This is a genomic window from Cytobacillus purgationiresistens (assembly GCF_030813235.1).
In the GTDB taxonomy this organism is placed as follows: Bacteria; Bacillota; Bacilli; order Bacillales; family Cytobacillaceae; genus Cytobacillus; species Cytobacillus purgationiresistens.
This window is the reverse complement of record NZ_JAUSUB010000002.1, coordinates 82,460-102,991: the sequence shown is the minus strand read 5'-3', so window position 1 is coordinate 102,991 and position 20,532 is coordinate 82,460. Positions and strand designations below refer to the sequence as shown.

At 38.7% G+C, this 20,532-nt stretch carries 18 protein-coding genes; 16 read left to right on the top strand and 2 right to left on the bottom strand.

All coding sequences use genetic code 11. The features are described 5' to 3' along the window. Positions 1 to 198: 198 nt before the first annotated feature. The 12 genes from J2S17_RS03050 to argF all read left to right on the top strand — a co-directional run bounded on the left by J2S17_RS03050 (position 199) and on the right by argF (position 14,299). Complete coding sequence (locus J2S17_RS03050; RefSeq protein WP_307471799.1) at positions 199 to 966, top strand: prolyl oligopeptidase family serine peptidase; 768 nt, start codon at positions 199 to 201, stop codon at positions 964 to 966. 77 nt (positions 967 to 1,043) lie between these two features. Then, the gene (locus J2S17_RS03045; RefSeq protein WP_307471797.1) at positions 1,044 to 1,355 is read left to right on the top strand and encodes a metal-sulfur cluster assembly factor; all 312 of its coding nucleotides are present in this window, start codon (positions 1,044 to 1,046) and stop codon (positions 1,353 to 1,355) included. Positions 1,356 to 1,673: 318 nt separating this feature from the next. Further along, positions 1,674 to 2,690 (top strand): GTP 3',8-cyclase MoaA, encoded by a 1,017-nt coding sequence (gene moaA / locus J2S17_RS03040; RefSeq protein ID WP_307471796.1) that lies wholly within the window; start codon positions 1,674 to 1,676, stop codon positions 2,688 to 2,690. 110 nt (positions 2,691 to 2,800) lie between these two features. After that, a complete protein-coding gene (locus J2S17_RS03035; RefSeq protein WP_307471794.1) occupies positions 2,801 to 4,069 on the top strand; it encodes a molybdopterin molybdotransferase MoeA in 1,269 nt (422 codons plus the stop codon). Then, the gene (gene mobB, locus J2S17_RS03030; RefSeq protein WP_307471792.1) at positions 4,057 to 4,593 is read left to right on the top strand and encodes a molybdopterin-guanine dinucleotide biosynthesis protein B; all 537 of its coding nucleotides are present in this window, start codon (positions 4,057 to 4,059) and stop codon (positions 4,591 to 4,593) included. Before J2S17_RS03035 ends, mobB begins: the two co-directional genes overlap by 13 nt. A 285-nt stretch (positions 4,594 to 4,878) precedes the next feature. After that, the gene (gene argC / locus J2S17_RS03025) at positions 4,879 to 5,910 is read left to right on the top strand and encodes an N-acetyl-gamma-glutamyl-phosphate reductase (protein ID WP_307471790.1); all 1,032 of its coding nucleotides are present in this window, start codon (positions 4,879 to 4,881) and stop codon (positions 5,908 to 5,910) included. A gap of 15 nt (positions 5,911 to 5,925) precedes the next feature. Further along, on the top strand, positions 5,926 to 7,155 hold the full coding sequence (argJ, locus tag J2S17_RS03020; RefSeq protein ID WP_307471788.1) for a bifunctional ornithine acetyltransferase/N-acetylglutamate synthase: 1,230 nt from the start codon (positions 5,926 to 5,928) through the stop codon (positions 7,153 to 7,155). 12 nt (positions 7,156 to 7,167) lie between these two features. Then, positions 7,168 to 7,941, top strand: a complete 774-nt coding sequence (gene argB, locus J2S17_RS03015) for an acetylglutamate kinase (RefSeq protein ID WP_307471787.1) — start codon at positions 7,168 to 7,170, stop codon at positions 7,939 to 7,941. Further along, a complete protein-coding gene (gene argD / locus J2S17_RS03010) occupies positions 7,938 to 9,095 on the top strand; it encodes an acetylornithine transaminase (RefSeq protein ID WP_307471785.1) in 1,158 nt (385 codons plus the stop codon). Before argB ends, argD begins: the two co-directional genes overlap by 4 nt. 77 nt (positions 9,096 to 9,172) lie before the next feature. Then, complete coding sequence (locus J2S17_RS03005; protein ID WP_307471783.1) at positions 9,173 to 10,255, top strand: carbamoyl phosphate synthase small subunit; 1,083 nt, start codon at positions 9,173 to 9,175, stop codon at positions 10,253 to 10,255. Further along, the gene (gene carB / locus J2S17_RS03000; RefSeq protein ID WP_307471781.1) at positions 10,248 to 13,352 is read left to right on the top strand and encodes a carbamoyl-phosphate synthase (glutamine-hydrolyzing) large subunit; all 3,105 of its coding nucleotides are present in this window, start codon (positions 10,248 to 10,250) and stop codon (positions 13,350 to 13,352) included. The genes J2S17_RS03005 and carB overlap by 8 nt, the downstream gene beginning before the upstream one ends. Continuing rightward, entirely contained in the window at positions 13,349 to 14,299 is a 951-nt protein-coding gene (gene argF / locus J2S17_RS02995; protein WP_307471780.1) for an ornithine carbamoyltransferase, read from the top strand. Before carB ends, argF begins: the two co-directional genes overlap by 4 nt. Before the next feature lie 112 nt (positions 14,300 to 14,411). Here the strand turns inward: argF and J2S17_RS02990 are convergent, their stop codons facing one another. Further along, a complete protein-coding gene (locus J2S17_RS02990) occupies positions 14,412 to 15,215 on the bottom strand; it encodes an undecaprenyl-diphosphate phosphatase (RefSeq protein ID WP_307471778.1) in 804 nt (267 codons plus the stop codon). A gap of 181 nt (positions 15,216 to 15,396) precedes the next feature. Here J2S17_RS02990 and J2S17_RS02985 point away from each other — a divergent pair, with 181 nt between their 5' ends. Together J2S17_RS02985 and clpB are read left to right on the top strand one after the other, a co-directional pair. After that, positions 15,397 to 15,576 carry a YjzC family protein gene (locus tag J2S17_RS02985; RefSeq protein ID WP_307471776.1) on the top strand — a complete coding sequence of 60 codons (180 nt, stop codon included), beginning with the start codon at positions 15,397 to 15,399 and terminating at the stop codon, positions 15,574 to 15,576. Positions 15,577 to 15,696: 120 nt separating this feature from the next. Further along, positions 15,697 to 18,297 (top strand): ATP-dependent chaperone ClpB, encoded by a 2,601-nt coding sequence (gene clpB, locus J2S17_RS02980; RefSeq protein WP_307471774.1) that lies wholly within the window; start codon positions 15,697 to 15,699, stop codon positions 18,295 to 18,297. A 146-nt stretch (positions 18,298 to 18,443) separates the two neighbouring features. Here clpB and J2S17_RS02975 read toward each other — a convergent pair whose 3' ends face one another. Beyond that, entirely contained in the window at positions 18,444 to 18,635 is a 192-nt protein-coding gene (locus tag J2S17_RS02975) for a YjzD family protein (protein ID WP_307471772.1), read from the bottom strand. A 170-nt stretch (positions 18,636 to 18,805) separates the two neighbouring features. On the opposite strand from J2S17_RS02975, the gene J2S17_RS02970 reads away from it, so the two are divergent. Together J2S17_RS02970 and J2S17_RS02965 are read left to right on the top strand one after the other, a co-directional pair. Continuing rightward, on the top strand, positions 18,806 to 19,543 hold the full coding sequence (locus tag J2S17_RS02970) for a hydrolase (RefSeq protein ID WP_307471770.1): 738 nt from the start codon (positions 18,806 to 18,808) through the stop codon (positions 19,541 to 19,543). Between the two features lie 169 nt (positions 19,544 to 19,712). After that, positions 19,713 to 20,501, top strand: a complete 789-nt coding sequence (locus J2S17_RS02965) for an NAD-dependent epimerase/dehydratase family protein (protein WP_307471769.1) — start codon at positions 19,713 to 19,715, stop codon at positions 20,499 to 20,501. Positions 20,502 to 20,532: the final 31 nt, after the last annotated feature.

The following is a 20,532-nucleotide window of genomic DNA, read 5'->3' as shown; positions in this document are numbered from 1 at the left end:
GCATAAAAGTTTTGGGAATCCCTTTTTCCATGGTAAACTTGGTTGGCAGTAAAATTTTTCAAACTGTATGAAAAATAATTTTAAAAGACCAATTTACACTATGTTACCAATTTATAGTGTCGGATGTAAAAGAAATCACTCTTTTTTCATTAAAAATTACATTATATTTATATAATCTTTACATAGGGGGACAAAAAGATGATTAATATCGAGCATACAAACATAAAAAACATACCTGTACTTCATGTTGCAGAACAGTCGAATTGGAATGAAAAGCTGCCATTGATTCTTTTTGTTCATGGTTTTACAAGTGCAAAGGAACATAATCTCCATTACGCCTATCTAATGGCAGAAAAGGGATTCCGAGTAGTTTTGCCAGAGGCGATTTACCATGGAGAACGAAATGCAGGTCTGAATGATGCTAACTTACAGATTCATTTTTGGGATATTGTCATGAACACCATTTCTGAACTAGAAGTTGTGAAGGATGCTTTATTAGAAGACGGCCTTGTTGATGAAGCGAGAATCGGCGTTGCGGGCACCTCTATGGGTGGCATCGTTACGTTAGGGGCAATGACGCAATATAAATGGATAAAGGCAGCAGTCAGCTTAATGGGGATGCCTTATTATGAGAAGTTTGCACTTTGGCAAATAGATGCGTTGAAGAAAAATGGTGTAGATATTCCACTTAACGAGGATGAAATTCAGCAATTACTGGGTAAAATAAGAGAACTGGATATAAGCATGCAGCCTGAAAAATTAAATAAGCGCCCATTATTATTTTGGCATGGGAAGAAGGATACCACCGTGCCATATGTACATGCCTATGATTTCTTTGAAACAGTAAAGCCATTGTACGATGATACGCCAGAAAAAATTAAATTCATCAGCGATGAGCAAGCAGGACATAAAGTAAGCAGAGAAGGCTTAATTAGAACGGTTCAATGGTTTGAGGATTATATTTAAACCTTCTTCCTTTATTTTTTAAATTAATTTGTTATTATAGGTATAATCAGAGTTTTTGAATGAGGGAGTGTAGAAAAATGGATAATGATTTAAAAGAAAGCATCATGGGTGCACTTGAGCTTGTAGTGGATCCTGAATTAGGAATAGATATTGTTAATCTTGGGTTGGTTTATGATGTAAGAATGGACGAGGAAGGCAGCGCAGAAGTTGATATGACGTTGACGTCAATGGGATGCCCGCTTGCAGGCACCATCGTAGATCAAGTAAAGAGTGCATTAACAGATATTCCTGAAGTAAAGAAAACAGAAGTCAATATTGTGTGGAATCCACCTTGGTCAAAAGACAAAATGTCTAGATATGCAAAAATCGCCTTAGGTGTGAGAGATTAAGACTAAATGAGTGTAAGGAATATTCGTCTAGAAAAGAGTAATCCTGCTTTTAATAAGGAATGATGAATTCAGCAGAGTAAAACCTGCTGTTTTTCTTTTTTCTTTATGGAGGTTAAGATACTTTTATTATTCATAATTTTTCGATAATGTGATTGTGTACATCTCATTCAGTTGTCATTAGAAATATGATGATGTATTCTAATACAATATAGTTTTAATTTTGGTTCTGTGAAAAATTGATTGATATGAAAGAGGAAACCCTATACAGGACATAAGCTTTTGGTGAAATATTCACCTTTAATAAACGGAGTTGATTGGATGAGTAAATCGAATATTACAGATGAGTTGAATAGGCCCTTAAGGGATTTAAGAATATCAGTCATTGATCGCTGTAACTTTAGATGTCAATATTGCATGCCTGCAGAAATTTTTGGGCCGGATTTCGCCTTTTTGCCTAAAAATGAGCTATTATCATATGAAGAAATTGAACGACTAGCAAAAATCTTTGTCTCACTTGGTGTTGAGAAAATAAGATTGACTGGCGGGGAACCTTTATTGCGAAAAGAATTGCCGACACTAGTGGCAAAGCTTGCAAAAATTGAGGGATTAAGCGATATCGGTCTAACGACAAACGGTGTATTGCTCCCTAAGTATGCGAAAGATCTAAAGGAAGCCGGACTGCAAAGGGTCAATATTAGTCTCGATAGCTTGAAGGATGAGCTATTTGGAGAAATTAATGGCCGTAATGTAGGGGTAAAGCCCGTGATTAAAGGAATCAAAGCAGCTCAAGAAGCCGGTTTAGGCGTAAAAATCAATATGGTTGTGAAAAAAGGGTTAAATGATGAAGAAATTATTCCGATGGCGAAGTTTTGTAAAGACAACGAATTGCAGCTCCGCTTTATTGAATATATGGACGTTGGCAGTACGAACGGCTGGCGGATGGATGATGTGGTTACGAAGAAAGAGATTTATGACATGCTGAAAGAGCATTATCTTTTAGAACCAGTCGACCCAGATTATTTTGGTGAGGTAGCAAAAAGATATCGATATGAAGGAACAAATGTGGATGTAGGCTTTATTACATCTGTTTCGGAATCATTTTGCTCCAGCTGTACGCGTTCAAGATTGTCGGCGAATGGCCAGCTGTATACATGTCTGTTTAATGGAGAAGGACATGATATTAAAACATTTATAAGGTCCGGCGTAACAGATGAAGACATCTCAGGTTTTGTCAGTGGCATTTGGCATAAGCGAAATGACAGATACTCAGATGAACGAACAGATGAGACAAGAGCGAAACGCAAGAAGCTGGAAATGTCTTATATTGGCGGTTAACGCAAGAGCATCTACTTGAAAATGTGATGTTGAATAGCACATCATACTCTGAGCTGAGAAGCTCAGAGTTTTTACATAACTTAGATTGAGTGGAAAAGGAGCAGATTTAAATGGTTGTTGAAAGAAGGACACCGATACAAGTCGGCGAAGCGGTACAAAAATTAATGAAGTTTAAACAGCAAGGAGAAGTGGAGTTTGTACATATTACCCAAAGTAACAATCGTTATTTGGCCGAGGATTTAAAAGCGACTAGTGATGTTCCCCACTTTGACCGCTCACCTTACGATGGCTTCGCTGTCCGCTCTACTGATACCCAAACAGCATCGTTATCCAATGAAGTGGAGTTTGAAGTGGTCGATCATATTGGTGCAGGCTATGTGTCTAGTAAGGAAATAGGCCCATTCCAGGCTGTTCGGATAATGACTGGTGCTCAAATGCCTGAAAATTGTGATGCGGTGGTCATGCTTGAGCTGGCAAAGACATATGAGAAAGATGGTAAACCACATATGACAATCAAACGCAGCTATCGGCACGGGGACAATGTATCATTTAAAGGTGAAGATGCGCTTAAGGGGGATTCCCTTGTAGAAAAGGGAACAAGGATTAACCCGGGCATTCAAGCGATCCTTGCGACATTTGGCTATGCAGAAGTACCAGTTGTAAAGAAGCCTGTGATTGGTTTATTTGCCACAGGTACGGAATTATTAGAAGTTGATGATGACCTGCAGCCAGGGAAGATAAGAAACAGCAATTCTATTATGCTTGCAGCACAAATTGAAAGAGCGGGTGCAGAGGTCAAGTATTACGGTAAGCTTGCTGACGAGTTTGATACTTGCTATAACGCAGTAAAAACAGCAGTTGATGAAGTGGATATGCTGATCACAACAGGCGGCGTGTCTGTCGGTGATTTTGATTATTTACCTGCTATTTATAAAAAAATGGAAGCAGAGGTTCTATTTAATAAGGTAGCTATGCGCCCGGGCAGTGTCACAACGGTTGCACAATTAAATGGCAAGCTGCTGTTCGGATTGTCTGGCAATCCATCCGCATGTTATGTAGGCTTTGAATTATTCACAAGGCCAATTATCCGATATATGCTTTTGTCACAGAAACCGCATTTAAGGAAAGAAACAGCGATTTTAAAAGCAGATTTTCCAAAAGCTAATCCATTTACTCGTTTTGTCAGAGCAACAGTATCTGTTGAGAACGGTCAATTGATTACTTCCCCAAGCGGAGTCGATAAATCCAATATTGTAATGAGTCTTGCAGGTGCAAATGCATTAATGGCACTTCCTGGAGGGACTAGAGGGTATGGGGAAAATAATGAAGTGGATGTGTTTATGCTTGAGGATTTTACTGGCAGCGAATGGCCATGGTAAATCCTCCATTAGTCTTCCAAATCGTCGGCTATCAAAATAGCGGAAAGACAACATTAGTGACAAAATTGATAAAACAGCTTGCAGATAGGGAGCTTTCCGTTGTGACGTTAAAACATCATGGTCATGGGGGAAGGCCTGATATTGCAGAAAATAAAGATACTGCACAGCATATGCGCTCAGGTGCCCTCGCTTCAATAGTGGAAGGAGACGGCAGCTTAGTATTGCAAGCTGAAAAAGCAGAATGGGCACTATCTGAGCAAATTGCACTGGCTTCAAGGTTAGGCCCGAAAATTGTTCTTATTGAAGGCCATAAAAAAGCCTCCTTCCCAAAAGCAGTTCTATTAAGAAGTATGGATGATGCAGAATTACTGGAAACCTTAAATCATATCGTTATGGTTTTTTATTGGGAAGAAGCAGTTAGAGGGTTGCAAGCAAAATATAAAAAAATTCCCTTCTTTCAAGTGAATGATGAAGAGGGATTTGCATATTTGATAAACTATTTTAACAATATTGAAATGGGTTAACCAATAAACTTGGTTAGCCCATTTTTTATAAATGGAGAGCTACTGAGGAACCTAATGACTTTAAGAATCTCCTTTATTTTAGGAATGAGATTCATTCGAGAAAATCTGATTATAAAAATATTAGAATCTGGAAGTCATGTAGTTATAAAGGATGAAAAGAATAATGAGAAAGCACATTTTCATAAAAAATGGTTGCTTTTCTATTCTGAACTATCTATAATATTAGATACACAATTCATAAATATAAATATAAATTTATAAATATACAATAAGAAGGGTGAAATCATGAAAGCTTCAATTATTGGAACAACTGGGTATGGAGGAGCAGAGCTGCTTCGAATCTTGAATCACCACCCTGAATTTGAAATTCAATCTATTCATTCTACGAAAGAAGATTTACCGATATGGCATGAATACCCTCATTTATATAAAATTGTTAATCAAAAGTTACAAGGTATTCATCCAGATGAAATTGCAGCGAATGCAGATATTGTATTTCTTGCAACACCATCTGGGATTTCTGGACAATTAGCAGGAAAGTTCGTTGATAAAGATATTAAAGTGATTGATTTATCAGGCGACTTAAGAATTGAAGCTGGACAGTATGAGAAATGGTATAAAAAGGACCCTGTTTCACAGGAATTAATAGATGAAGCAATATATGGATTGTCAGAGTGGAATGCAGAAGCAATAAAAGGAGCAAGCCTCATAGCAAATCCTGGTTGCTATCCAACGGCAACATTACTCAGTTTGGCTCCAGTTATCAAAGAAAATATGATTGACCCAGACAGTATAATCGTAGATGCCAAGTCAGGTATTTCTGGAGCAGGACGATCCCCATCCAGAAAATCAAGTTTTTCAGAGGCTAATGAGAATTTTTCGGCCTACAAAGTCAACGAGCATCAACATACACCAGAAATTGAAAAGCAATTGCTGCAATGGAACGAAAGGATCAAGCCTATCACTTTTACAACCCAGCTCTTGCCTATTACAAGAGGAATTATGACAACTAGTTATGTAAAACTAAACAATGACTGTAGAACCTCTAAATTATTGGAATTTTATGAAAATGTGTATAATGAATGTCCATTTGTTAGAATCAGGACGGAAAAGAACTATCCCTCAGTAAAAGAAGTGGCAGGATCGAATTATTGTGATATTGGCCTCAATGTTGATGAGAGAACAGGCAGACTGACAATTATTTCGGTAATTGATAATTTAATGAAGGGAGCAGCAGGGCAAGCTGTACAAAATGCGAATATCATGTTTGGCATAAACGAAACAACGGGTCTTGATTTCATCCCGCTTTATCCATAAGGAGGAAGGAAACAAATGCAAGGTTTGTCACAATCAACAAAGATTACAAAAGTAGCCGATGGAAATATTAATACGCCTAAGGGGTTCAAGTCAGCAGGTGTTCATGCAGGATTGCGCTATTCAAAAAAGGACTTGGGTGTGATTATCAGCGAAACACCTGCACAATGTGCTGCAGTATATACAACAAGCAGCTTCCAAGCTGCACCACTCCTAATTACACAGGAGAGCATAGCTGAAGAGGGATTAATCCAAGCAATCGTTGTCAATAGTGCTTGTGCAAATGCTTGTACTGGTCAACAAGGGCTGGATGATGCCTATCAAATGAGGGAGTTAACAGCTAAGAGGTTTAGCTTGAAAAGCAATTATGTAGCGGTAGCTTCGACTGGTGTAATCGGAGAATATATGAGAATGGATAAGATTGAATCTGGTATTCAATTATTAGAACCTAACAATGGTCACCATAGTGCAGAGGCATTTCAAACAGCGATTTTAACGACAGATCTAGTAATGAAAAAAACTTGTTTTTCAGCAGAAATTGATGGAAAAACAGTGTATATGGGAGGTTCAGCAAAAGGGTCTGGTATGATTCATCCGAATATGGCTACGATGCTAGCTTTTATAACAACAGATGCCCTAGTTGAAAGTGAACATCTCAAAATGGCATTAAAGACAGTCACAGATCAAACATTTAATCAAATTACTGTTGATGGAGATACATCGACAAATGATATGGTTTTGGTCATGGCGAATGGAAAGAGCGGTCATTCACCATTAACGCCAGACCATCCAGAATGGTCATCATTCCTTCAGCTGCTTGCAAAAACTTGTGAGGACCTTGCAAAGGAGATAGCCAAGGATGGCGAAGGTGCAACGAAATTAATTGAAGTGGAAGTATCAGGAGCAGAAACAAATGATGCAGCTAGGATCGCAGCAAAGCAAATTGTTGGATCAAACCTTGTGAAAACAGCCGTTCATGGGGCAGATGCGAACTGGGGAAGGATTATCGCTGCATTAGGGAAAAGTGGTGTGAAAGCAAGTCCTGCAATTGATATTGCAATTGGACCGATTATCATGCTGAAAAATAGTGAACCACAAGTTTTTTCAGAAGAGGAAGCAACGCTCTACTTGCAAAATGATAAGGTAGATATTCTTGTGAACCTTCATTTAGGTGAAGGAAGTGGAAAGGCATGGGGCTGTGATTTGTCCTATGATTATGTGAAAATCAATGCCAGCTATCGAACATAAGGAGGGTTCCCTTTGAAAAGTATCGTCATCAAATGTGGGGGAAGCGTGATGAATGAGTTATCTCCATCTTTCTTTGAAAGCATGAAGAATCTGGAGGAGGCAGGCTATCGCTTAATTTTTGTTCATGGCGGAGGCCCAGATATAAATAAAATGTTAGAGATTCATCAAGTGAAGTCGGAATTTGTAAATGGATTAAGAAAGACAACTGCTGAAGTAATGGAAATCGTTGAGATGGTATTATCTGGGCAAGCAAATAGGAAGCTAACGACGATGCTGCATTTAAACGGATTTAAAGCGGTTGGTATCAATGGAAGCGATTATGGATTTTTACAAGCCGATTATATGAATGAACAAGAGCTAGGTTTTGTAGGAGAAATTAATCAGGTGAAAACGGAGTTTTTGGATATTATTCTAAATCACCATTATCTTCCTGTCATAACACCGATTGCGATGACTGAAAACGGTGTAAAACTCAATGTAAATGCAGATTTTGCGGCAGCTTCAGTTGCAAAGGCAATCGATGCAGAGAGTTGTATTTTTGTCACTGATGTAGAAGGTGTACTCATTGATGGAGTTCTAGCGCTCGAGCTTGATACAGCGGGAGTAAATGAACATATTAAATCCGGTCAAATCTCAGGTGGAATGATTCCGAAGGTTTCGTCAGCCGTATCTGCGTTAGAGCATGGATTACAGAGTGTCATGATTGTTTCTGGAAAAAATGAATTTTTTGATGGAACGATGTGGAACGGAACAAAAATCACGAAAAAATCGGGGGTGCTGCAATGAGTCATTTATTTCCTACCTATGCGAGATGGGAAGTGGAACCAGACTTTGCTGAAGGTTCAATTATGACCGGTAAAGATGGTAAAAAGTATTTGGATTTTACATCGGGAATCGGAGTATGTAATCTTGGCCATCGTCCTGAAGTTGTGCAAACAGCCATTACAAACCAACTTAATCAATTCTGGCATGTATCGAATTTATTTACACAAGAGCAGCAAGAGACAGCTGCTAAAAAGTTGGCAGCAGCAGCGGAATTGGATTTTGTTTTCTTTTCAAATAGTGGTGCAGAAGCAAATGAAGCAGCGATTAAGCTGGCAAGGAAAGCGACTGGCAGAGAGACGATTATTACGTTTAATCAATCTTTTCATGGGCGTACATTTGCTACGATGGCAGCCACGGGTCAGGATAAAGTTAAACAAGGTTTCGGTCCGATGCTGCAAACATTTATGTATGCGAACTTTAATGAAATTGAAACATTAGAACAGGTGATGGATGAAGACATAGCAGCAGTCATGCTTGAAATTGTTCAGGGTGAAGGCGGCATCCATCCTGCAACTCAAACCTTCTTGAACAAGGTACAAAAGCTTTGTCATCAAAATGGTTCCCTGCTAATTGTAGATGAAATTCAAACAGGGATTGGCAGAACAGGAAAAGCCTTCGCTTTTCAACATTATCAACTGCAGCCAGATATCATTACCTGTGCAAAAGGCCTCGGAAGCGGGATGCCGATAGGAGCCGTTGTTGCCAAAAAGGAATTAAAGGATGTATTTGGCCCAGGAAGTCATGGCTCGACATTCGGAGGAAACCCAATTGCAATAGCGGCTGCCATTGCTACAATGGATACTATTTTCAAAGAAAGTTTCTTAAATGAAGTTCAGCAAAAAAGCGAGTATATCGTCAATAAGCTACAAGAATTGTTAGGGGATGTACCTGAAGTAAAGGGAATTAGACATTTAGGATTAATGATCGGCATTGAAGTGAAGGGAAACCTGCCTTTTTTATTAAAGGAATTACGAGATCAGAGACTCCTTACTCTACCGGCAGGTGAAAACGTATTGAGATTGCTTCCGCCTTTAACTGTTTCTATTACAGAAATCGATCAAGCGGTAGCAACTATAGCAGCTGCGATAAAAGCACTTTCGAAAACAGCCGTATAGGCTGATTATTTAAACAATAAAATGTATAAAAATAAATAATTATAAATGAATATACAGTCATACATGAGGTGTAGAAGATGGAAGGTTACTTGCATTTACAAAGTGGTCACAGCTATGAAGGCGAATGGCTATCAGAGCCGCCAAAGAAGAATATTGAAGGAGAGATTGTCTTTTTTACAGGTATGACAGGATATCAGGAAGTCCTAACAGACCCTTCTTATAAAGATCAGATCATTGTGTTTACGTATCCGTTAATCGGAAATTATGGTATCAATGAAAGTGATTTTGAAAGCAAGAAGCCCCATGTGGCAGGAGTGATTGTGTATGAGGGAAGTGAAAAGCCATCTCATTATCAATCAGCTTATTCACTAAAAGAATATTTGAATAAGTGGGATGTCCCACTTATGGGCCATATGGATACAAGAGCGATTGTTAAAAAAATCCGATCAGAGGGATCGATGCCAGCTGTGATGTCCTCTGACCCTTCATTCAATGCAAAGGAAATAGTATTACAGAAGGATGAAAAGGTTTATAAAGTATCCTCAACCAAACATGAGACATACGGAAGTGGAGATACTCATATTGTCCTATATGATTTTGGATCGAAGAAATCTATCATCGATTCTTTAGTGAAAAGGAATTGCTGCGTTACATCGGTACCATATCATACAAGTTTCGATGAGATAAATTCGCTAAATCCGGACGGTATTGTCCTTTCAAACGGTCCTGGCGATCCAAAAGAGCTCGTCAATTATTTATTCAATATTAAAAGAGTGCTAGAAACATATCCTACACTAGGGATTTGTTTGGGTCATCAGCTATCCGTATTAGCAATGGGCGGAAATACGAAAAAGCTTTCTTTTGGACATCGTGGGGCAAATCATCCAATTGCAGACTTAGAAAAAGGAACGGTTATGATGTCTTCACAAAATCATAGCTATGTCGTTGATGAAGCCAGCTTATTTGGAACAGGGTTTATAAAAAGATACGTGAATCTTCATGATCAGTCGATTGAAGGTTTAATGCATGAGACTTTCAAGATCCAGACTGTACAATTTCATCCGGAAGCACATCCGGGTCCAGGCGATACTAATTATGTATTTGATGAATTTATAATGATGATCACCGAGGAGAAGAGGAGAGTTAGAGCTTATGCCTAAAGACACCAGTATCCAGTCTATTCTAGTCATTGGATCAGGGCCCATCGTAATCGGGCAAGCAGCAGAGTTTGACTATGCTGGCACACAAGCTTGTGCAGCCCTGAAAGAAGAAGGTTATAAAGTCATTTTAGTTAATAATAACCCTGCGACAATCATGTCAGATCAAACGTTTGCCGATAAAATTTACTTCGAACCGCTTACTGTTGCGAGCTTGGAAAAGATCATTGAAAAAGAAAAGCCAGATGGGCTTTTAGGGACATTAGGCGGTCAAACTGGCCTAAACCTGACTTTTCAATTAAGTGAGGCTGGGATTCTTGAAAAGAATAAAGTTAATCTACTTGGCAGCAGCATTGAAGCCATTAAAAAAGGCGAGGATAGGGAAGCATTCAGGCAGCTGATGAAGGATTTGAATGAACCTGTCCCTGAAAGTGTAATCGTCCATGAAATCGAGGAAGCCATTGCATTTGCAGATGCAATTGGTTTTCCAATCATCGTACGTCCTGCCTATACTCTAGGCGGAACAGGCGGGGGTATCGCGAATAATATGGATGAATTAAAGTCCCTAGTTAAAGGCGGACTAAAAGAAAGTGCAATCACGCAGGTTCTTGTTGAACGAAGTATCGCTGGCTTTAAAGAAGTTGAATATGAGGTCATGCGCGATGCTAACAATACTTGCATCACAATTTGCAATATGGAAAATATCGACCCGGTTGGTATTCACACTGGGGATTCAATTGTTGTTGCACCAAGCCAGACATTAACGGATGATGAGTATCAAATGCTCCGATCTGCTTCTATTAAAATAATCTCTGAATTAGGCATTATCGGCGGCTGTAATATCCAGTTTGCACTTGATCCCAACAGCAAAAGTTATTACTTAATAGAAGTGAACCCAAGGGTAAGCCGTTCTTCTGCATTAGCCTCTAAAGCGACAGGGTATCCAATCGCAAGAATGGCAGCGAAATTAGCGGTAGGGTACCATCTCTCTGAAATAATTAACCCTGTAACAGGAGATACATTTGCCAGCTTCGAACCAGCACTTGATTATGTTATCGTCAAGTTTCCTAAATGGGCATTTGATAAGTTTCCACACGCAGAGCGTAAGCTAGGAACGCAAATGAAAGCAACTGGAGAAGTAATGGGCATTGACCGCAATTTGGAAAGAGCGCTTTTAAAGGCTGTTCATTCATTAGAAGGAAAAGGTCTGGATTTACAATCCCCTTCCTTAAGTAAGCTTTCAGTTGATCAATTAGGAATCATGCTATTGGAGCAGACGGATGAGCGTTTCTTTATCATTCTCGAACTTATTCGCAGAGGGGTGGCGGTTGATGAGCTTAAAGCCAAAACAAAGATTGATAATTTTTTCCTGAACTCTTTTAAGCATCTTGTTGATATGGAAGAGAACATCGCCTCTTTATCATATGAGGGAGTCAATAAGAGCGAAATGCAAAGGTTAAAGGAAAAGGGCTTTGGCGATGAATATTTAGCGTCAGTGTGGAAAGTATCCGAGCTTGCGATACGTGAGAAAAGAAAGCAGCTGGGTGTACTCCCTGTATATAAAATGGTTGATACATGCGCAGCTGAATTTGCTGCTGAGTCCAATTACTTTTATTCCAGTTATTTTGGTGAAAACGAACAAACAATGAGTAATAAACGAAAAGTGCTCATTATCGGTAGCGGCCCAATTAGAATCGGCCAAGGAATTGAATTTGATTATTGTTCTGTTCAAGGTGTTTTTGCTTTAAAAGAAGCTGGTGTAGAAACAGTGATGATCAATAATAACCCTGAAACCGTGAGCACTGACTTTACGACTGCGGATCGCTTATACTTTGAACCGCTCATTCTTGAAGATGTGTTAAATGTCATTGAAACAGAAGGCATCACTGAAGTCATCGTACAATTAGGCGGGCAAACAGCATTAAACCTTGCAGCAAAGTTAGAAAGCTATGGGATCACTTTATTAGGAACCAATTCAAGAACAATTGATGCTTTAGAAGACCGTGAGCTTTTTTACGAACTATTGGATGAATTAAATATCCCTCATATTGAAGGATATGTAGTTTCAGCCGAAAAAGAGCTTCATGAAGCTGTCAAAAAAATCGGTTTTCCAGTCCTTATCCGCCCTTCCTATGTAATCGGAGGCAGAGGGATGGAAGTGATTGCGAATGAAGCTGAATATGCCCAGTATCAACAAAAGCATGATATTCCTTATCCAGTTTTGGTCGATAAGTTCTTACAAGCCTATGAAGCTGAGCTTGACTTGGCGGCGGATGGCTACCATATAGCAGTTCCTGCAGTAATGGAACATATTGAAAAAACAGGCGTACATTCGGGTGATAGTATGTCCGTTCTCCCACCAAGAAGCCTGACACAATCAGTACAGGATAAAATGATTGCCTATGGTCAAGCGATCGTACAAAAACTGGGCTATAAGGGGTTAATGAATATTCAATATATTGTCGATGGAGAGGATGTCTTCCTGCTTGAAGTCAATCCCAGGGCAAGTCGTACAGTGCCAATAGTAAGTAAAGTAACTGGCATACCACTCGTGAAAATTGCGACAAAGATACTGTTAGGTAACTACGCTCTTGCGAAGGATGAACTGCCTAACTTAGAGAACACACCATTTGTTTGTGTTAAATATCCAGTATTCTCGAATTATGCCATGAAGGGGTTAGATTCAAAAGTAGGGCCAGAAATGAAGTCTACTGGAGAAGGAATCTCACTTGCTCCGACATTTAGTCAAGCAATGAGAAAAGTATTTAATGTAGGGAAGGTTGATGAGAAAATCATCGTGTGGAAGGATGCACCTATTCCTGAGGATTTGCGTTTGCTTGCTGAACAATCGGAGACGAAAATTATCCTTGCTTCAACAGTAGAAAACTGGGTTGAAATTAAACCGGTAGCGTTGTTTAACCCGCAACAATCTTCAGAAGATCAAGCAATGCGTGAGCTTGCTGTCAAAAATAGAATTATTACCTTTACAGAGATTGAGACAATGGAAGCCTTTTTGCAAGCTCAGAAGGAAGATAATTGGCAAGTTTGTTCTATTCAGGATTGGCATAATGAAAAAAATAAGGAAGTGAGTATACTGTGATTACTGCAGCTATTTGCGAAAAGAAACTTAATATAAGAGGGCAAGACTTGCTAACGTTGGCCGATTATTCTCCTGAGGTCATTAAAGGGCTTGTAGAAAAGGCCTATCAAATGAAAAATAACAATCATCAGGACGAAGAGCCTCTAAAAGGTAAAATCCTTGGAATGATTTTTGAAAAATCATCAACAAGAACAAGGGTATCATTTGAAGCAGGGATGCTTCAACTTGGAGGTCATGCATTATATTTGAATAGCCAAGATATGCAGCTGGGACGCGGTGAAACAATTGCTGATACAGCAAAGGTACTTTCTAATTATGTAGATGCGATTATGATACGCACATTTTCTCATGACATTATAGAGGAGCTGGCTGAGCATGCTACGATTCCTGTTATCAATGGACTGACAGACCTTTATCATCCATGCCAAGCGTTAGCTGACCTTTTAACGATTAAAGAAATAAAAGGTAAACTAGAAGGAGTAAAATGTGTTTATGTAGGCGATGGCAATAATGTTGCTCACTCACTTATGATTGGAGCGGCTAAAGTCGGCATGAATATGACTGTAGCATGCCCAAAGGGATACGAACCTGAAGAGTCTGTTGTTAAGCTTGCGAAAGGATTTGCAGCAGTTAGCGGAGCGGAAATCAAAGTTGAAAATGATGTAAACTTGGCTGTACAAAATGCGGATGTCATCTATACAGATGTCTGGACGAGTATGGGTCAAGAAACAGAGAATGAACTTAGACTCAGTGTTTTTAAAGATTATCAAGTGAATGAAACACTAGTACAACATGCAAACGAAGATTATTTATTCCTTCACTGCCTGCCTGCACACCGGGGTGAAGAAGTTTCGGCTGAAGTGATCGATGGTATCCATTCAGCAGTGTTTCAACAAGCTGGTAATCGCATGCATGCACAAAAAGCATTGCTCTCAGAGTTACTTTAAAAAGGGGAAAATGGCCAAGGAGATAAATTCTTCTTGGCTGTTTTCTATTCGAAAGTGGTAAACGAAAGATCGATTAATATTAATCATCTTTTGCGTATTTCATTATTTGTTTTTAGGAAAGTAAAATGACAAGAGGTCCGGCAATAAAGCAATATATAGCAAAGTATCTTAAGTTTCCCCGCGCCATAATGCCCATAAACCATTTGAGGGCAAAGTAGGAGGCGACCAATGAAGCCATAAAAGCGACCGTATATGGCAAGGCGAGCGTGTCCAAATTAGGGTCTGCAAAAATATCCTTGAACCCTAAAATCATGCTTCCAAGGCTGACAGGAATATATAGGAGAAATGAAAACCTTAAAGCCGTTTCCTGTTTCATCCCGAGTCCAATGGCTGCTACAATAGTGGCTCCTGAACGACTGATTCCAGGAATAAGAGCGACAGCTTGGGCAAGTCCTACAATGATGGCATCCTTAAATGATAGATCTTTCTCATTTTTCCGACCCTTTAAATTACGGATCAGCCACAGAGCAATACCAGTGATGATTAGAGTAAAGCCCACTGTTTGAATATTGCCTGTAAGATAGTCTCCAAATAGAACGCCCATGACTCCTGCAGGTATGGTGGCAATAATTAAGTAAATAATAAAACGAAAATCGGCTTCCGCCTGCTTATCTTTTGTCTTTAAATAAAGTAAGCCATTCTGCACAAGTCTAATGATATCGTGTCTGTAAATAAAAAGAACAGCTATGAGGGATGCGGTATTAACGAGAATAGCAAAACTCATGCCTTGGATATCCAGGTCAAAAAAATACGCCGCGATTTCCACATGACCACTTGAAGACACAGGAATAGGTTCTGTTAAACCTTGCAATAAGCCTAATAATAAATATTTGAGAAGCAAAACGAACTCTTCCATTCAATATCCTCCAGAATCTAATCATTTTCTTCATTTAACAATAGTTATTCTATCCATGTAAACCGTATTTACCAAACTTTTACACATTTTTAACGTATTCGTTCATTCCCTTGAATTACCTTTATGATGCCTCTTTTCATGGAAATAATAATAAAGAATCAAATAAAAAGGGAGGATTAATATGGGACAGAATCGACAATTCAAATCAGGTCAAAAAGCACCGAATAATGGAGTATATGTCGAAATTGGTGAGACTGGCAGCACTGTGAATGATCCGCAAAAAATTAAATTAAATGCAGGAGAGTTATTCCCGGATAATTCGAACCATAATCGGGTTTGGACTTATCAAAGGAAACCTTAATGGATAGTTGTACGTATATGTAATAAAGCTAAAGCCATCCCTTGCTAGCGGATGGCTTTACATTTGGAAATAATGGCTTATAATAAAAACAAAGGTCAAAGATGGTCAGGAGGAGGCCGCGTGGATATTAATCAAATGACACAAGCGATGCAAGACGGATTGATAGGCGCTAAAAGTCGGGCAACCCGAGAGCAGCATCAAGAAGTGGATGAAGTTCATTTATTTTTAGAATTGATTAATCAGCCGGATAGTCTGCTTGGAAATATTTTAAAAAGATCAGGACTATCCCTGGAGGAATTCGATAGGGATTTACATAAGCTTTTGAATAAAAAGCCGCAGGTGACAGGCTCAGGAGTGGAAGATGGGAAGTTCTATGTAACGACTCAATTACAAAATATACTGGCAGAAGCAGAAAAAATTCAGAATGATTGGCAGGACGATTTTTTATCAGTTGAACATTTACTTTTGGCTGCTCTATCATCAAGTCAGTCACAAGTTAAACAATTAATTAACATCAATCATCGGAAAATTGAAGAAATGATAAACGAAGTAAGGGGGAGTCAAAGAGTGACATCGCAAAATCCAGAGTCAACTTATGATGCTTTAAAAAAATATGGCAGAGATCTAATAGAAGAAATCAAGTCAGGTAAGGTCGATCCGGTTATCGGCAGAGATCAGGAAATTCGGAATGTAATTAGAATTCTATCTAGAAAGACTAAAAATAATCCTGTATTAATTGGTGAACCTGGTGTAGGTAAAACGGCGATTGTGGAAGGCTTAGCGCAACGGATTGTAAGAAAAGATGTGCCCGAAGGCTTGAAAGATAAAACGATATTTTCTTTAGATATGAGTTCGCTGATTGCTGGAGCGAAATTTAGAGGAGAATTTGAAGAACGATTAAAAGCAGTGCTGAATGAAATAAAGAAAAGTGAAGGCAACATACTTCTCTTTATTGACGAAATTCATACGATTGTTGGAGCAGGCAAGACGGAAGGTGCGATGGATGCAGGTAATATGCTAAAGCCGATGCTTGCACGAGGTGATCTCCATTGTATTGGCGCCACTACTTTGGATGAACATCGCAAGTATATCGAAAAGGATCCGGCATTAGAAAGGCGTTTTCAACAAGTTATTGTACAGGAACCCGATGTAGAAGATTCAATTTCGATATTGCGCGGACTAAAGGAAAGGTTCGAAATTCATCATGGTGTAAATATTCATGACCGTGCCCTAGTTGCTGCTGCTACTTTAGCCGATCGTTATATTACTGATCGATTCCTTCCTGATAAAGCCATCGATTTAGTTGATGAAGCTTGTGCAATGATCCGGACGGAAATTGATTCGATGCCAAGTGAACTGGATGAAGTAACAAGAAGAGTGATGCAATTAGAAATTGAAGAAGCTGCTTTAATTAAAGAAAGTGATGAAATAAGCAAGGAAAGGCTGAAGACATTACAAAAAGAGCTTCGTGTAATTAAAGAAAAAGCACATGAAATGAAAGCCAAATGGTTAATGGAAAAAGAAGGAATTCAAAGGGTGCAAGAAAAAAGAGAACGGCTCGAACATTTGCGCAGAGAGCTGGAGGAGGCTGAGAATAATTATGATTTGAATAAGGCGGCTGAGCTTAGACATGGTAAGATTCCTGCGTTGGAAAAAGAGTTAAAGGAGCTGGAAACGGAAGTAAATGAAAATCAAACAGATCGTCTTTTAAGAGAAGAAGTAACAGAAGAAGAAATCGCCGGGATTGTGGCGAGATGGACAGGCATTCCAGTTATGAAACTTGTAGAAGGAGAAAGGGAGAAGCTGCTAAGACTGGAAGCCATCCTTCAAGAAAGAGTAATTGGCCAGGAAGAAGCTGTTAAGCTTGTTTCAGATGCAGTTCTTCGGGCAAGAGCGGGCATAAAGGATCCAAACCGCCCGATTGGTTCCTTTATATTTCTCGGTCCGACAGGCGTAGGTAAAACAGAGCTAGCAAAAGCCTTGGCACAATCACTTTTTGATAGCGAGGACCACATCATCAGAATCGATATGTCAGAGTATATGGAGAAGCATGCTGTTTCAAGATTAGTAGGTGCACCTCCAGGGTATGTTGGCTACGAAGAAGGCGGACAACTCACTGAAGCCGTGAGAAGAAAGCCATACTCTGTTTTATTACTTGATGAAATAGAAAAGGCCCATCCTGAAGTATTTAATATATTGTTGCAGATGTTAGACGACGGCAGGATCACTGATTCCCAAGGTAGGACTGTAGACTTTAAGAATACAGTCATTATTATGACATCCAATATTGGCTCTCATTTTTTACTTGAACGCGCTGAAGTGAAAGAGGAAGACTATATAATAGAAGAAACTAGGAACAAAGTGATGAATCAATTACGTGCTCATTTTCGTCCTGAATTCTTAAATCGGGTGGACGAAACGATTCTCTTTAAACCTTTAACAATAACAGAAATCAAAGGAATTGTTGAAAAATTGATTAAAGAATTGCAAAAAAGATTAGCCGATCAACAGATAGCTCTTAACATAAATGATGAAGCAAAAGAATATATTGCAGAAAACGGCTTTGATCCAGTGTACGGTGCAAGACCTTTAAAACGCTTTATTCAAAAACATGTAGAAACAAAATTAGCGAGAGACATAATTGCAGGTAATATTCGTGAAAAAAGTGAAGTGCTGATTTCAGTTGGCGGAGGAAATATTGCATTAGAGATTCGTAATTAATAAAAAAAACCTGTCAGTTGGCGAGCTTTTAAAAGACGAAAAGGAGAAGAGGAACGATTTGTATCTTCTCTGGTTGTGGCTGTAGCAAAGCAATCCTTTTCAAAGTGTAAAAAAGTCATCCAGCTAGGATGACTTTTTGATACTGTTTAATGGATACTTTCTTTTTCAGCTGGTCCTTCTGGAAGGATCATTGGAATGATGAATAATAAGATTGTCATTCCAACTGAAAGGATAGTAGCTGTTTGGAATTCATACTTAACACCAATCATGGAGCTGACAACGTAAGTCATCATATGAACTAGAAGAAACGTCCAAAAAAATGTCCAAAAGTATTTCATCGATTTCACCTCATACGTATTTCAGTCTATTCCATATTATCATATCAGGTCTAAATAATAAACGCGTTTGAATAAAATAACCGTGCTTTTTTATTTCAATGGGCTAATCCCTATGCAAATTATATGTACAATCATACATTAGTAGGAACAAGAGTAAAGGGGTTTTTTAGATGGAAAGCCGAAACTTTCAGATGGATACAGAATGGAATATGATCCATTATCCCGATAAACCTAGTGGTTTCGGTATTCTTATTATTGGGGATGATCGCCATTTTGTTGATGAGAAAAGCAGTTTTTGGACACAAAATGAAGGGAAAGCAGCACTGTTAGCACAATTGAAGCAATCTGGATATACTGTGTTTTATTCCAATTTGTATGGAAAGAATTGGGGAAGCAGGCAGGCGGTGGAGATGGCAAGAAGCTTATATACTCATGTGGTTCGTAATGAAATTATTAATGAGAAAATTCATATAGTAGCCGAAGGGATGGGGGCACTTGTTGCGCAGAAGCTTATGGACGATATGGGTCATTTAATTAGGTCCTCTACATTGATCAATCCAATTCTTTCGTTACAAAGTCATCTCGATCAGGAAAAGGAACATAAATTTTTCTATAAGAAGCTAATGAAGGAACTGGAAAGCTCTTATCAAGCTAATCGGAGCCATGTGTTGAATGAAGCTATCTTTCAGCAGGAAGAAGTCATGACAGAGGTTAATATGCCAGTGAAAATTATCCATATTCTTTCAAGTGGCCGTGCGTATAAACAATCGAAAATGTTAAAAGAGATGTCTGTTAAATGGCAAGATGAAGAGATGCCGATTTCCATCAGCTACATGCTGCCCGAGAAAAAACGGAATCTGGCAAAGCAAATAATTCATTTTATAAAAAATAATGAACAAGAATTGTAAACATCTAAATGGACAGCTGCGGCTGTTCTTTTTTTAGCTTCTCAGGAAACTCAGCCTACTAGAGATAAAAACCTTCTTTTTTGTGCTTTCCCCTCTATTTGCAGGAATGAAATAATATACTTCTCTCTTGCATAGTATACAATAACCATGCTTTTTTAGGAGGCATATTATGGACAGGGCAGTCATTATTGGATCATTTAGTTTCGTTGGCTTTCATTTTTGCAAATACTTACTTGATCAAGGTTATCAAATTATTGGTATAACCACGCTGGAAGATCCATTCCATGAGGATAAACGATTAGAAATTGGCAGAAATGCGAACTTTTATGAAAAGGAAGCTATTATTCAATTGGAAAAAGAGACGTTAATCATTGCTGATTTATATGGGTTATTTCTGCAAAATGCAGAGGCAATTGAAAAGGGAATAGAACGATTTCAGCAATTAGAGGATAATCAGGAAGAATTGAAGTCTATTTTCATTTTGCCTGCACAATGGTTAGAGGAAGACCATAAGTATAAGCAGATGATTAAGCCGATAGAAAAAGAAATGGAGAAAGGTTATTCCTACTACTTACCAACTGTTTACGGACCTTATCAGCCGGATTCACTCTTATTTCAACAAGTTTTTTTAAATCAATTACAAAAAAACGAACGGTTGACGATAAAAGAACAAGAATGGTGTGCAGATGCAATGTATGTTGAGGATGTTGTTAAAGCGATGCATAGCTCCGTTCAAACAGATCAAGCAGGTGAATGGCTCTTGAAAAGTACAGTAGAAAATCATTGGGAACTATGTGCAGAATACCTTGAGCTAAATAAGGATATTTTTAAAAATAACTTAGAAAAAACCGGTCAAGAGGAGCGGGAAATAGCAGAAAGGGATGTACAAGATCAATTTGGTGTAGAAGTGGGATTAGAAAATCAAAAGAAACATTTATCGTTTTTATTGAACAGATAAGTGCTTTAAAACGAAAAAGCTTTTCAATGAC